Here is a 14,061-nt window from a genome sequence, read left to right on the forward strand (position 1 = left end):
GATAGTGATTTTTCTCATCATACGCTTTACCCCATCCCGGAGGGGGTGGGGTAGACTCTTTTAGGGGCTATACCCTCAGGCATTCTCCCATCGGAAACACGAGGGCTGCCCCCATTTAGCTCGGCTAAGGCTCTACCAATCATGAGGAATCACGCCTATGTACCGTTTTCTAGTCCGCACCTTACTATTGATCTGCCTTGTGTTCGCTGCTGGCGCGTTGTCCGTTGTCCACGCCGATTCGCCCACTGAGGGGCGGGCGGGACGGGCTGAAGTCCGCTTTTTGGAAGGGATGATCGATCATCACCAAATGGCGCTGGACATGGCGAACGATTGCCTTGCCAAAGCCACCAGCGATGCGGTGAAAACGCTCTGTCAAAACATCATCACGGCGCAAACCGCTGAGATTGAGACGATGCAGGGGTGGCTTTTGGCATGGTACGCCGTCGCCTATCAGCCCATCTCCATGATGAGCATGACCGACACCAGTATGATGGAGATGGATCACAGCGGGATGGGAATGCCCAACAGCGACCCCGTCATGATGATGGGCATGATGGCGGGCTTAGCGCGTTTGCAGGGGGGTGACTACGAGATCGCTTGGCTGGAATCGATGATCGATCATCACGATGATGCCCTCCATATGGCGACGCGGATTCTGCGCCAAACAGAGGGCAGCGGTCACCCCGAACTGCGAGCATTGGCTGAGGCAATTTTGACTGATCAGACGGCAGAGATTGCCCTTATGGAGGGCTTGATCAGCGATTTGGCGAAGTGAGTGTGTCGATCACCCCATCGCCTGTTCAATTTCATCCGCCCGTGTCACAAAGGAATCAAGCTGCGCCTTTTGATCTTTGTAGCGCCCTGCCAAGACCTGTAATTGGCTGAACACCGGGGAGAGAATCCGCCCGCCATATTGGACAAGGCGGTTGCGTTCGTCCGTCGTCAGGCGGACGAGCGCCCCTCGGTAGTTGTCCTCTAGACCTTGCAGCCGTTTTGCCAACTGATCGCGGGCATCCTGAACCGCCTTCCGGCTTTGCCGCATGGCGATGGCGCTGCCACCGAGCATCGCCGGCACGCCGAGGATCAGCCCAATCACGGCGAGGGGGGGGAGCGCCGCCCCCGGCACGGCAAGCCCACCAATCAGACTGAGCAAGACCGCGAACGCCCCACCTGTGCCGCCGATCAATCCATAGGTGAAGTTGCGCACATTCTCATCGAATTCCTCTTGAATATCCGCCGCCACGCGCTTATCCGAATATGCCCGCAGTTCGACATCAGCAAGCGTTAGCGCCGCTTGGAGTGCCGCCCGCTGATCGGCGTAAGAGGCGGCGTCCATCGTTACCGATTCTTGGCGAAGCAGGGCATCCAACTTTCCCAAGCGGTCAATGACTCCGCGCCAATAATCCCGTGAGCCATCCACGAGGGCGTTCACGTAATGATCTTGGGCGCTGCTCAGTTCGGTTACGGCGTCGCCAATGACATTCCGTTCAAAATCGCGGGCGAATGCCTCTTTGTCAAAGCCGCGTACAGTGGCGCGAAAGACCTTCACATTTTCCTCTATGAAGCGGTTGCCTCGCTCTTGAATCCCTTTTAAGATGCCCTGAATAGCGTTTAGGGCGGCGGTCATTTGTTTTTCGAGATTTGCCGCCTGATTCTGGATCTCGGTTTGGAGCGCCTCTGCCGCGTTGGTGTCCTCGCCAATGAGGGCAAGACGATCCCCGACAACGGTCTGATAGCGGGCGAGGATTGATTTCAGCAGCGCCAAACGGGTGATCAGCTTTTGCTTGGCGGGGGGAATCTGGGCGAACACCGTGCGTAAGTGGGCGCGAAGGGGGCGCATCCCATACTCATTGTCGGCGTTCAAAACCACTGTCTCCGCTAAGCCGTCCTCCAGCGGGGGTGGGTTGATGCCGCCGGTGCGCGGTTCGCTGAGCGCCTTCTTGCCAGAGACCATAAAGAGTGGCGGGCGGATGTTCAGCAGTTCGTCAATCTGCCGCTGGACAAATTTCCGCACCTCGGCGCGTTCGCGTTCTTCCAGCAAATCTGCCTGATTGATGACGAGGATGATCTTTTTGCCGTAGCTTTTCGCCAGTTCAAGGTAAAGACGGTCTGTATCGGCAAAGGCGTGTTTTGCTGAGAGCAGGAAAATGACGAGATCGGAACGATGGAGGTAGGATTTTGCTATCGTCTCATGTTTTTGAAAGACTGACCCTGTGCCGGGCGTATCGACAATGGCAACGCCCGCCCCGCCCGTGTTGGGGTGTCCCCATTCGCGGATGGCGTTGTCGCGGATGGTGGGGGTTGTCACCCGCGTTGGGGCGTAGCGAATGACCTCAATCATATCAGTGGTGGGGGTGATCCCCATCGGCAAGAGTGCTTCCCCCAACAAGGCGTTCGTGAAGGTACTTTTCCCGGCGTTGAATTCGCCAATGATCGTCACCAGAAGGAACATCTCGCGCAAGTCGGCTGCCGCGTCAAGGAGTCGCCCGCGATCTGCCGCCCCATCAGGGGGAATAGGGGCAATTGCCCCTGCCGCCTCCGTCAGCAAGCGGATTGCCCGCTCGCGCCATTCGGCAATCGTGCTATCGAGAAGGGTGTTCTCGGCGGCGGCGGGGAGTAGTGATTGGTCGGTCATGCATCATCCTAACTCATTGCCAGTAGAAAGCAGCAATCCATATTGTCTATCAATCTATTGTAGTTGTGGCAATGCCTCTGAGCAATTGCCCATCCGGGGGGTGGTACCGGAAACTCGACTTGCAGTGGTACTGCATTCCCCATGATCCCGATGCTGGAGTGCCAAACGAACAACAATTTTCGGAGGACTTAAGTTGTGCCTTGCGCTTTAACCCTAGAGCGAAGCGGCTGATCTCCTTATTGCCGATTACTCTCCCATCCACTGCATCGGCTGCCCCGTCCCGCCGCGCCGGATCATGATGATCTCGGCAAGGATGCTCAGGGCGATCTCCTGCGGCGTCTCGGCGTTCAGCTCCAAGCCAATCGGCGCATGGACGCGGCGCAGCGCCTCCCGCGAGATGCCTTTTTCCTCCAATGCCTTCACCGTCAGCAGCCACCGCCGCCGGCTTCCGATCAAGCCAATGTAGGGCGGGTTTGCCGCCAAGAGGGGCGGAAAGAGCGCCTCATCAACGGGGACGCCTCGCGTTACCGCTGCAATGTACGTCAGCGGCGTGATCCTCAGGCGGGCGCCAACCTCCCCTGGCGGGCAGACAAGGTAATCGTCCATGTTGGGGAGGTAGTCTGGGTTGCAAAACTGTGAACGGTCATCGCAGGCGATCACCCGAAAATTCGCCCACTTGCCTAGCTCTGCCAGCGCCTTCCCCACATGTCCACAGCCGATCACGACGAGCGTCGGACGGACGCCCACCGCTTCAATGAAAATCTCCACCGTCCCGCCGCACACGCCGGGATCGCCATCTTGCAAGTTGTTCAGGGTGTAACTGACGATTCGCGCCGTCCCCGAATCGATCACCGCTTGCCCATCGGCAATCACCCGCGCTTCCATCGCCCCACCGCCCACCGTGCCAACAATCCGCCCCTCAGGGTAGATCACCATCTTGCTCCCCGGATGGCGCGGAATCGACCCTGTAACGCGAATCACGGTAGCAAGTGCGACGGGGATTCCGCTCCCTTCCGCCTCTGCCAACGCTCGAAAGACTGCCTGTTCGTTCATCGTCATCCCATCACTCTACTGTAATCGTCCCAACCCATAGCCGCAGATCGGTGTCCACCCCCTCGCCTTCTAAAGGCAGCCGCCCCCTCAGCGGATCATACATCCCAATGGCAACGCGGTACACCCCCGGCGCGATGGAGGAGGGCAGTCTCCGCTGATAAGTTTCCGTAAACCCACCGGGCAGCCAGTTCCCGGGCGGCAGCGCCCCCCCCCCCGGACGCTGGTCAATCTGAGCATCTTGCCTCAGCCCATCATATTTATCGTAAAGATGGATAAACAGAATCCCATCCACTGGTGCAGGAGAATTCCCGTTGAACCACGTGATCGTTGCCGAGAACACCCGCGAGTCCGGGGCGTAGTTCAGAACGGCACGCTGAACGGCAAAGCCCGCATCAAACTGTGCCAGCGGTGGCTCGGTGGGGGTTTCCACAGGGGGATACCTCCCCTGATAGAGCCAGTGTTGATAGGGCATATAATGATCGGCAGAGGGATCGTTAAGCGCCGCCTCAACACGGAATGTCGTCCGTTCGGTGGTGATTTTGTCCCCTGTGATCAGGGTGGGAATCTCAATCCAGGTTCCGGGAATGGCGGGGATCACCCGCTGCCCAACCACCTGATCGCCCGCGTAGAGGGTGATCGTCATCGCCTGGCGGGGATGGACGCGGATCACCCACAGGGCATCCTCGGCGGGGCGCGTTGCCATCGTGAAGGACTCGCCGCCGGTGATCAGCCGTCCGCCGTCTTGCACGGTGCAATCCGCTGCGCACGCTACATAGGATTGGCGGTAAAGTTCGGTAGGGAAGCCGGGCGGCTGTGCTGCTTGCCACCAATGATACTCGTGCGTCGCCTCGTCGGGAAGGTAGGCAATGTTCAGCACATCGACCAAGCGCAGATCACCGATTGCCGTCAATGTCGAAGGTTGGCGCGGCTGCTCTTGACCATCAAGCGGCGACCAATCAATCTTGTAAACGGTCTGCCCGCTGTTCGTTGCCGAGGCAACATTATGCGGCAGGGCAAGGGAGGGGAATTCTGCCAGTGGGTTGGCAAACAACCCCGTTCCAGCGAAGTAGGTCAGCCCCCGTGCGTCGGGATAGATGGCGAGATAATCGGGGCGGTAGGGACTCCGCGCCATGCTCTCGTAGACGGCGCCGGGTCCGTTGCGCCATGCCACCGCTGCGTTGGGCGTCGTCAAGCCCACAAGATCATAAGTGGGGTGCTGCCCATAAAAAGCAGCGACGCCAATATCATGGACGCCGACCACCGCCCCGGCGGGAACGCTTTCGGCAACATAGCTCGCCATCGGACGTTGGCTGCCCGCCACCTCTGCGGTATTTTCGGCATAATAGCCCCGAAAGGCAATCCCGCTCGTCAGGCTTTGCAGGGCAACCCCAGCGAGGATCAGCCCACCCGCCAGCCGCCCCCACCCGCCACCCCGCCACAAACGGAGCATCAGCCAGCCCGCCAGCGGAAAAAAGAGGGCGATCAGCGGCTGCTGATAGCGCTTAAACTGCCAAAATCCCGTTTCCAGCAGCGAGACAAGCGCCGTGATCCCGATGAACCAGAGGACGATCATCCCTGCTAGATAGCCGTCCAGACGGTGATCGGGACGGCGCACACCGCGCCATAGTGCAAAGGCTATCCATGCCAACGCCGCCCCAGTCAACACGAGAGTCCCGTAATCGGGTTCACCGAGGCTTAGGAATTCACGCCAGAGTCGGACGGCATAGCCTGATACAGAGCGCAGCATCTCTCCCGTGTTGGGGGGGACATTGAACAAAAATGCCTTCGCCTGCATTCCCGACGCCGTAAGCGATCCCGTATAGATGAAGTTTAGAAGGGGCTGCACCAGCGCGGCAGCAAGGGGCAAGGCATAGAGCCACAGGTGTTTCCAAAAAAAGCGCCGCGAGCGCGTGCGGGCAAAGGCATAGAGCGCTGCCCCCACGCCAATAACCGCCCCTTCTGGACGGATGAGGGCGGCGAGCGTTCCGCTGAAGATCGCCTTGCGGGGGTCACCTCCTCGCGCATAACGAAGCGTCCACAAGCACAGGGCGCTAAAGAGCGCCGTTTCCATCCCAGAAAGCGCCGCCCACAACAGCGACCCATGAACGACAAAACACGCCGCCAGCGCTATCCCAACCACTCCCCCAACTATGCCATAAACCAGCCATGCCGAGGCAAGGGTGCTGAACATACCAATGGCAAGCGCCCATAGAGGCGGGTCAAGCCTGAGGGTGAAGGCGGGGGCGACCAGAAGCGGGTAGAGCAGGCTTGTCGCGCCGGAGGTGGGCGGCTGTCCAGCGATGTACTGAAAGGGGTGACCTTCGGCAACAGCACGGGCATATTGAAGGTGAATGTAGGCATCGTCAAGCGGTAAGACACGCCCCCCCTCATAGGTTGCCGCCCCGCTGAGGTAAAACGCCGCCGCGCCGATCACCAGTGCGGCAAGGATGCCATAAGGAAACAGAGGATGAGAGGTGAGAGCCTTCATTGTGGCTGTCCGGTCTGACAGAGAAGTCCGCTCATGGGATGGGGTAGACTTTCCAGCCCACTTCCTCGGTGTTCATTTTCGCCAGTTCTGGTTTCGGCACTTCCATAAGGGTCGCTGTGCTTTCAGCGGCGATACTTCCATCGGACAAGATCACTTCCCCAATGGCATAAGCGATCATCCCTCGATCTTTCTCAATTCGCCCGCGCAGCGTGATCGGCACGCCGATGGGGACAGGTTTCCGGTAGCGTATCTCCATCTTCGCCGTGTAGAGCAAGCGCATAAAATCCCTTGTCATTGCCGCCCGCCCCATGACCTCATCAAGCATTGTTGCCGTGATTCCGCCATGCGCAATGCCGGGAAAGCCCTGATGCTTTGCGCTGAGCGTCACCTCGGCGCGTGCCTGCCCCTCACCGTCGTTGTAAAAGCGTATTTGCAATCCGGCAATATTTTCCAGCCCACAGCCGAAACACTGGCGCGAACTGGGCTGAAGGGCGTCCGAGGCAGGATGATCGTGATTCGTCATAAGAGCCTTTTGTTGTTCTTGGTGATGATGGTGGTCTATTTTACCTCAAGTACGACTCAACCTACCTCTAAAAGAGTGCATAGAGGGCGGGACATAAGCAGAAAACGATAATCCCCCGCCGAGGGTTGGCGCATGATCGGACTTTCTCTACAATCTGCGGAGGGGAGGGAAACCATTTACCGGATACTATGCTGTGATACACCACGAATTACCGCTGTTCCCGCTGAACACCGTCTTGTTTCCGGGGATGCCACTCGATCTCTATATTTTTGAGCCGCGCTACAAGCTCATGATCGCGGAATGCATCCGTTCCGGCGATCCCTTTGGCGTCGTCTTGATTCGCGCCGGCAAGGAAGTGGGAGGGACAGCAGAAGTCTACGACATTGGGACAACAGCACTTATCACCGATGTGAAGAAACATCCCGGCGGGGAAATGGACATTCGCGCACGAGGACTAAACCGCTTTCGATTGGAAGCAACGCACACCCGCCGCCCATTCCTCACCGGAGTTGCTCATGAATACCCGCTTGAGCGCAGCAACGAAGCCGAACTTACCCAAGCAGCGCGTGGGTTAGCACCTATTGTCAAAGATTACTTGAATTTTTTTGCCAAACTGGGTGAGATTGACCAACGAATCGATCAACTTCCCGAAGACCCCGCCTTACTTGCCTATCTCACGGCATTCGTCCTCCACGTCCCCATGAAAGACAAACAGAGCATTCTGAACCTCCCCGATCTGATGACGATGATCCACGAAGAAGGGCGTATCCTCCGGCGCGAAGCCGCCATTCTTCGGCATATGGTGCAAGAGGGAAAACGCTGGCGCAGCGACCCATCTCTCTTTTCCCCGAATTAAGCTACACTTTAAGCTGCACTTGGCGGGATGAACCACACGCCCACAAAAAAGGCTCAGAATCATGACCGATAGCCCCTTACTGACGATCACATTAGGTACGGACGATACGGCTCGCATCGCCTTTCAGGGTGAAAGCACACTGGTCACCTTGAATTTCTCGGCACGGGAAAAGCGCCTCCGTGAATTAGGCGATAAGGTATCAGGACGGCAAAACGGCGGCGTTCCAACGATCACCCCCGCCGAGATCAAGGAACTAGGGGTAACCCTTTTTACCATGATTTTTTCCGGCGAGGCGGGCGATCTGTTCAGCCGTGCCGTTCAGTTTTCGCGTGCAAACAGCCGTCACACACGCCTTGAGATCGATCAACGTGGGGCGCATAGCAAGGTGGCTGCCTTGCCCTGGGAGTTCCTCTGTACTCCCGACGATCCCCCGCAGTGGTTGGCAACCGATGGGGCATTTGCCCTTTACCGCCGCGTGAAGTCTGGCGCGGGGGCTGTTCCGGCGGTGCGGCTTACCGAGCATGAACGGCTGCGGGTTGGTGTTGCCTTTGTCCAGCCTTCGGAGATGTCTGCGGTTGAGGGGCAAGATACCATTCGCCTCATTGACGAAATGACCATCGACAGCCGCTATAACCTCGATTACCGGCAGGCTGTCCCCCCTGTCACCGTCGATTCCCTTCAAACCTTTCTTGAAGATCGCAAGCCGCACATTTTTCACTTTATTGGGCATGGCAAATTGATTGCCCTAGATGGCATCAGTCAAGATAATTTCGTATTTCTCCAAAACCTTGCTGGCTATGCGGATAAAGTGAACACCGAACGGTTGGTCGCCCGTTTCACACATATTCCCCCACTGGCTGTCTTTCAAGCCTGTGAGACGGGGATGCTTACAGCGGAACGTGCCAGTGGGATTCCCCCCGCCCTAATCAAACAAGGGGTGCGCACCATCGTGGCGATGGGCTATGAAATCATGAATCACCACGCAACGACGTTTTTTCGGGCATTTTACAAGGCGCTCATCCTTGAACGCCTGCCCGCACCAGAGGCGACGCAGCGCGGGCGTCTAGCACTGACCACGCAGGGCTTTACCGATAGAGGCTTTGCCACCCCGGTTGTCTTTGTTGGCGAGGGCGATGGGGCGCTTTTTGATCCACACACTGTTTCCGATAAGATAGCTTATCAGACAAATACTCATTCACCCGCTAACAGTACCAGAAAACTAAGTGAACCGATCTCCATGAACGACCCCATTACCCTGAAAAAATTGCTCCGTGAAAAACTGGAAAAAGTTCTTTTGGACAGCCGCAGCATGCTGACCCCAATGGCGGCAAACGCCTTACTTGTCCAAAGCGGTATTGATCCAATGATGGTCGTCTTTCCAGCGGGAATGTCCCCCCGTGATTATACAAGTGCCCTCACCGATCAACTCGTCAGCGCATCGATGTGGGATGAGATTATTGCGATGGTCGATGTGTTACGTGGGCGTCTGGGGGCGAATTACAAGCCCCGCCTCGATGAGATTGAGGCAATGGCAAAGGCGTTGAAAGAGGCGGGCGAATAAATCTGTTGGGTAGCGTTGGGCACCCACAGCCGCCGCAAAAGCCCCCGACTGAAACGAGTGCTGCCTTTTGCTGATCTCCGCCCGGCGCTTCAGCGCCGGGTGACTCTGTTGTTGGGGAGGGGCGGTGAATGCGGGGCTTAGCCCGCCAAAACCTTCGCAATATCTTCCGAGGTGCGCCCGGCGGCATACAAAACAGGAGACATACGCTGCTCTTTATCGACCAATACGGCAAGGGTTGCCCGTCCAGCGGGGTAAACAACCATAACCCCATCTTCCCCTTCCATCAGCAAGCGGGCAAGATCACCCTGTTCGAGGCGTCCTAACGTCCGTTCGGCAAGGCTGATCAAGGTGGCTGCCATTGCCGCCACTTGGGGGCTGCTGGTGGGGTTTGCTAGATAGTCATCGTCTTCGGTGGGGGGGTAAGCCGCAACGAGCAATCCGTCACGGTTGACAACCACCGACGCCTTGATCCCCGGAACGACGGCGTGCATTTTGCGGAGCGTATCGTCGATCAACTCCTGTCGAGTTGGTTGTTTCGTCATCCTGATCCCTCTTTCGTGTGCCTTGTCAGCCGCCGCGCCTTGCTGCGCTGAATGTGCCACATTGTACACTGATTTTGTCTCTCACAATTCTATCAAGAATAGGCAAGTCTGTGTTGCCCCTTTAGCAAGCGTTTACCTAGCAACCAGTTATCGCCTTATCGTCATCCTCCACTGGACAAACATCAATGCGAATCTGTCAAGATTTGTACAGACTTCAGCGAAGGCTAGGTGCAAAAGGCTATAATGTTTTTTAGTATATAGGATTTACCTAGTTGAACTTGTTTACCCTGTACTCATCGAAAAGGGACATTTGAGGGGGAAGCCCCCTCAAAGACGAGATTCCCCCTTCTCCCGCGGGGAGAGGGGGTTAGGGGAATGAGGGCAACTGTGTAACGTCTAAGTTCTAAGTATAGAAAACCCTTAAACGATCATCCCAACCCTATTTGGGCGAGGCGACGCATGTCCACCCACCGCTTACGGTATCAACTTCAGCCACTCACCCTCCTGAATATCCTGTTGGAGTTCGGGTTCATCTTCTTGGCGGCGTTTTTCTTCGCCCGCCATGCGCTCGATTTCAGTCCCGATATTATGTGGGGAGGGCGTGATTACCCCTCGGCAATGCACCAAACCTCGTTTCTCTATCAGGTTTTCCGTGAAAGTGGCTCGATCACCCTCTGGAATCCCTTCATTGGGTGGGGTGAACCGATGATCGAAAACCTTGCCTCGCAAGCGCTTAGCCCACTCTTGATCTACCCCGTCTTTTGGTTTGGTCCGGTGCAGGGCGGCAAGGTTGCCCTGATCATCGCCATCCTCATGATGGGGTGGGGCGGCTGGCTGATTGGGCGCGTCTTGCGCTTGGGGTGGGGCGGGCGCTTGCTGGCGGGGGCGCTTGTTGCCGGAAGTGGGAGCATCGTCACTCAGTTTGGACACGGCTTTGTCCACCTTGCCTTTGGGCAGGTCTATGTCCCTTATGTCGTTGCCGGCTTGATCGGCACGCTTTACCTGCAAAAACGCTGGTGCGTCGTCATGCTGGCGCTGGCGGCGGCGCTCATGCCCTTCACCGGGGCGCTCTGGTATGCCCTTCCGATGGCGCTAGTGGCGCTGGTCGTTGTGCCGTTTGCCCTCATTCAGCGCGATCCTCAACGCAAGCAGTTTTTCATCGATATTCCGATGCTTCAGCGGGTTGTCCTCGCCGGTGTGTTCGCTGTTGGCTTATACGCGATCAAGATTCTCTCCATCCAAAAATGGCTTGTTTACCACCCCAACAACTGGGCAAATCCGGGCAGCACCTTTTTAGAGATCATCAATACTTATGTTGCCCCCTACACACCGAAACCCGATTTTGATGATCAGTGGATCAACTACCATTACGTGATTCCGCTTCTCTTTGTCATTGGACTGCTCATCGTCCGCGCTCTGATCGTCCATCCGGCGGATGATTCGCGGCGGGGCATTTGGCGGGTGATCGTCCCTAGCGCCTTCATGATCTTCGTCCTCACTTTTTGGGCGCAGGGCGATATTCAGGCGGTGCGCGATATTTACCAACTGATCCCCGCACTGGAAGATTGGAAAAACTCTGGGCGCGTGGGCGCGGCGGCAACCCCCTTGATCATCATGATCGCGGCGATTTGGTTTGATGATGTCGTTGTCGTTTTGTCGCGGTGGGCGCGGGGGCTGCGCCTTGATCCGGCAACGCTCTTGCCCATTGCCCGCCTAAAAGCGCGGCTTGCCTTGCCGCCCTCATTGGCGCGAGGGACGTTGGTCGTTGCCACCGCCGCCATGCTCCTCGCCTCGCTGGATGTTATGGCAAACTGGGAGCGCCTTGTCTACCGCTCGTACATCAACGAATATGCCCGTGATGAGCAGCTTGGAATGGACTTCCTCCGCACGCTCCGTCCCAACCAGATGCTCTCTACCCTTACACAGGGGTGGATTACGCACTTCAGCTTTGTCAATAACTTAGGGCGCACCACACACGGTGACGCCACGATCTTCACGATGGGAATGCCCTCCACGATAGGCTTTGATTCGTCCATGACCATCTCGCCCGAATATGCGGTGGGCGCCAATCTTTCCTATGTCGGATGGCTGACAGCAAATGGCTACATCCCCATTGCCAATGCCCCCGATTACAACGGCACACCAACGCTCTGGTATAACCCTGAGTCGCCGCCTTATGCCTTCTGGATCGAACGCTGGAAGTTGACAGATCGCAGTTGGGAGGTCGTCCGTCGCGGGGATGTGACGCCGATCACCTATTTCCATCATATGGACAGCATTGATCTCTTTATTGATGGCGCGTATCCGCCGAATTCGGTGGTGGTAGCGTTGGAAACTGCCCACCCGGGCTGGTTTGTAGAGGTTAATGGACAGCGTGCGCAGTTGGAATCCATTGGAGGACGTTTGGGCGTGTTACTTCCCAATGGACGCGCCCCCGGCGGCGGGACACCCACTCATATCCGCTTTTACTATGCGCCAACCGGCTTAGTGATTGGGGGGGTGATTCTCATTCTGACCGCATTCGCCTGTATTGTCTATTTGCTCAAGGTGGAGCGGCGCATCCCGCTGAGCCTGAAACAGCGCATGGCGGCAACGGCGGCAACCGTCGGCTCAAAGGTCTACACTGTGCTGACGACGCCAGACGTGCTGAATTTTGATCCCGACAAACCACCGCTGCCGATGCTGCCCGCACCCAAGACGCCGGCGCTGCCCGCCCCGCGTGACCCGCACATCGAGATCATGGATGCCCCCGAAGCGAGCACCCTCAATGCGGTGGAGAGCCGCGCTGCAAACGGCAACGGGGCAAAAGCCCCTGCCGAAGTGGTTGATGCCGCCGACTCACCAGAAGGTCAATAGCGTGACCATGTGTCAAGCATGACCGCATCGGTCGATTGGATGGGCGAAATCTAGCCCTTTCTAAAACGGTCATGTCTAACGGTCATGTCCAGACGAACACCTTATCTATACCGCTCAACCCTGCACAGGGTTGAGCGGTGGAGTGCCAGCCGCGTAGGAGACTGGGTTCAGTTCCCTGCTTTAGCAGCGGGGCGGCGGAAGCATCAAAAAAATCCCTTTGCGGGTCTTTCCTAAAGAGCAATAAGCAAATCTCCGCACCCCACCCACAATGGAAGTCGGTGTATAATTCACCCTCGAACGCACGTTCAGGATGCCTTTTAGGGATTTAGGACTAGTGATGCGGAGAGCGCTACGATGACCCAACTCGTCCCCTATCAACCGCAACCTGCGGGCTTTCCCGAAACCGAGACGGTCAATGTCTGGGTGGCGATGGCAGGGCTTTCGACGCATACGCAGCGTGCCTATCGGCGTTGGATTCGGACGTACCTCAGCGCGGTGAATCAGCGCCCACTCAAAGAAATTGATTTGAAAGCGCTCTCCGTTGAATTTGCCACTCAAAGCCTCGGCACTGCTCCCCTAAAAGCATGGTTAGGGAGTCTGAAAGCGAAAAACCTCGGCAAGCAATCGATCATGCAGGCGAAGGCAGCAGTGGTCTGGTTGGCGCAGTTTATGGCAGATTTAGAGCGGCTGGATTACTCGGTGGCAAGCGGCTTAAGCCGGGTGAAAGCCCCTCGCGCCGAAACCGGACAGCGCAGCGGAACATGGCTGACCCAAGACGAAATCCGTCACCTGATCAGCGCCATGCGCCGCAGCACAGGCGGCAACACGGCGATCACCACCCGCAACACGGCGATCATCGTTCTGATGGTCACCTGTGGGCTGCGCCGTGATGAAATCTCCACGATGGTTTGGAGCGATTTAGGGAAACAAGGGCGAAATCACGTCCTGCGCGTTCACGGCAAGGGCGAAAAACTGCGCACCGTGAAACTTCCAGAGATGACTCTGGCTGCGATTGAGGCATGGCGTGAGCAGCACCCCCTTCCCGAAGGCAACCGTCCGATCTTCACCCGCATTTGGAAGAACGGGCGTGTCACTACCAGTGGTATCACAGACCGCGCCGTGTGGATCGTCGTTCAAGATGCGGCGAAACGGGCAGGGTTGCAGAAAGTCTCCCCCCATGATTTGAGGCGTTCCTTTGCGCGGGGGGCATATGAAGCGGGCGTCTCGTTTGAATTGATCCGGCAGGCGCTCGGACATTCAACGATTGCCACCACAGAGCGCTATGTAAATTCCGTTCTCGAACTCGATAAATCGGCAACGGACATTTGGGCGGATGCCCTTGAGGAAAGCGAATAGGGTCACCTTGTATGCGCCCACGTCGTTTTCCCTCTGTTTGGATAAAGGCAAAGGGTGAGGGGGAAGCCCGCTCAAACACTCAGATGACCCTTTCCCTAATAAAGAACTCGTGACTCGGCAGAATTTCGGAAAAAGTGATCTACAATGGGAGCAGGCAACGCCTAAAATTTCTTTTGACACTTTGGGAGATT

10 protein-coding genes are annotated in these 14,061 nt (G+C 57.1%); 5 read left to right on the top strand and 5 right to left on the bottom strand.

Features of this window, described 5'->3' with window-relative positions; translation table 11 throughout:
• Window positions 1–157: 157 nt before the first annotated feature.
• Window positions 158–775 (top strand): DUF305 domain-containing protein, encoded by a 618-nt coding sequence (locus HS103_11120; GenBank protein ID MBE7513346.1) that lies wholly within the window; start codon window positions 158–160, stop codon window positions 773–775.
• Between the two features lie 9 nt (window positions 776–784).
• Here the strand turns inward: HS103_11120 and HS103_11125 are convergent, their stop codons facing one another.
• The 4 genes from HS103_11125 to HS103_11140 all read right to left on the bottom strand — a co-directional run bounded on the left by HS103_11125 (window position 785) and on the right by HS103_11140 (window position 6,699).
• Window positions 785–2,635: a dynamin family protein gene (locus HS103_11125; GenBank protein ID MBE7513347.1), complete on the bottom strand. Its 1,851-nt coding sequence runs from the start codon at window positions 2,633–2,635 to the stop codon at window positions 785–787.
• 246 nt (window positions 2,636–2,881) lie between these two features.
• On the bottom strand, window positions 2,882–3,694 hold the full coding sequence (locus tag HS103_11130; GenBank protein MBE7513348.1) for an XdhC family protein: 813 nt from the start codon (window positions 3,692–3,694) through the stop codon (window positions 2,882–2,884).
• A gap of 4 nt (window positions 3,695–3,698) precedes the next feature.
• Window positions 3,699–6,176, bottom strand: a complete 2,478-nt coding sequence (locus HS103_11135) for a hypothetical protein (GenBank protein MBE7513349.1) — start codon at window positions 6,174–6,176, stop codon at window positions 3,699–3,701.
• A 31-nt stretch (window positions 6,177–6,207) separates the two neighbouring features.
• The gene (locus HS103_11140) at window positions 6,208–6,699 is read right to left on the bottom strand and encodes a PaaI family thioesterase (protein ID MBE7513350.1); all 492 of its coding nucleotides are present in this window, start codon (window positions 6,697–6,699) and stop codon (window positions 6,208–6,210) included.
• A gap of 193 nt (window positions 6,700–6,892) precedes the next feature.
• Between HS103_11140 and HS103_11145 the strand changes: the two genes are divergently transcribed.
• Window positions 6,893–7,555: an LON peptidase substrate-binding domain-containing protein gene (locus tag HS103_11145; protein MBE7513351.1), complete on the top strand. Its 663-nt coding sequence runs from the start codon at window positions 6,893–6,895 to the stop codon at window positions 7,553–7,555.
• A gap of 61 nt (window positions 7,556–7,616) precedes the next feature.
• A complete protein-coding gene (locus HS103_11150; protein MBE7513352.1) occupies window positions 7,617–9,116 on the top strand; it encodes a CHAT domain-containing protein in 1,500 nt (499 codons plus the stop codon).
• Window positions 9,117–9,253: 137 nt separating this feature from the next.
• Here HS103_11150 and HS103_11155 read toward each other — a convergent pair whose 3' ends face one another.
• Window positions 9,254–9,658 carry a roadblock/LC7 domain-containing protein gene (locus HS103_11155; protein MBE7513353.1) on the bottom strand — a complete coding sequence of 135 codons (405 nt, stop codon included), beginning with the start codon at window positions 9,656–9,658 and terminating at the stop codon, window positions 9,254–9,256.
• Between the two features lie 459 nt (window positions 9,659–10,117).
• Here HS103_11155 and HS103_11160 point away from each other — a divergent pair, with 459 nt between their 5' ends.
• Complete coding sequence (locus tag HS103_11160) at window positions 10,118–12,514, top strand: hypothetical protein (GenBank protein MBE7513354.1); 2,397 nt, start codon at window positions 10,118–10,120, stop codon at window positions 12,512–12,514.
• 354 nt (window positions 12,515–12,868) lie between these two features.
• Window positions 12,869–13,870 (top strand): tyrosine-type recombinase/integrase, encoded by a 1,002-nt coding sequence (locus tag HS103_11165; GenBank protein ID MBE7513355.1) that lies wholly within the window; start codon window positions 12,869–12,871, stop codon window positions 13,868–13,870.
• Window positions 13,871–14,061 lie beyond the last annotated feature (191 nt).

The sequence above is a fragment of the Anaerolineales bacterium genome (genome assembly GCA_015075625.1).
In the GTDB taxonomy this organism is placed as follows: domain Bacteria; phylum Chloroflexota; class Anaerolineae; order Aggregatilineales; family UBA2796; genus UBA2796.

Bases quoted from the DNA above. Each gene is read 5' to 3' on its own strand.
- HS103_11160 (MBE7513354.1), top strand. From the start codon at position 10,118: ATGTCCACCCACCGCTTACGGTATCAACTTCAGCCACTCACCCTCCTG.
- HS103_11130 (MBE7513348.1), bottom strand. From the start codon at position 3,694: ATGACGATGAACGAACAGGCAGTCTTTCGAGCGTTGGCAGAGGCGGAA.
- HS103_11140 (MBE7513350.1), bottom strand. From the start codon at position 6,699: ATGACGAATCACGATCATCCTGCCTCGGACGCCCTTCAGCCCAGTTCG.
- HS103_11125 (MBE7513347.1), bottom strand. From the start codon at position 2,635: ATGACCGACCAATCACTACTCCCCGCCGCCGCCGAGAACACCCTTCTC.
- HS103_11155 (MBE7513353.1), bottom strand. From the start codon at position 9,658: ATGACGAAACAACCAACTCGACAGGAGTTGATCGACGATACGCTCCGC.
- HS103_11165 (MBE7513355.1), top strand. From the start codon at position 12,869: ATGACCCAACTCGTCCCCTATCAACCGCAACCTGCGGGCTTTCCCGAA.
- HS103_11150 (MBE7513352.1), top strand. From the start codon at position 7,617: ATGACCGATAGCCCCTTACTGACGATCACATTAGGTACGGACGATACG.
- HS103_11120 (MBE7513346.1), top strand. From the start codon at position 158: ATGTACCGTTTTCTAGTCCGCACCTTACTATTGATCTGCCTTGTGTTC.
- HS103_11135 (MBE7513349.1), bottom strand. From the start codon at position 6,176: ATGAAGGCTCTCACCTCTCATCCTCTGTTTCCTTATGGCATCCTTGCC.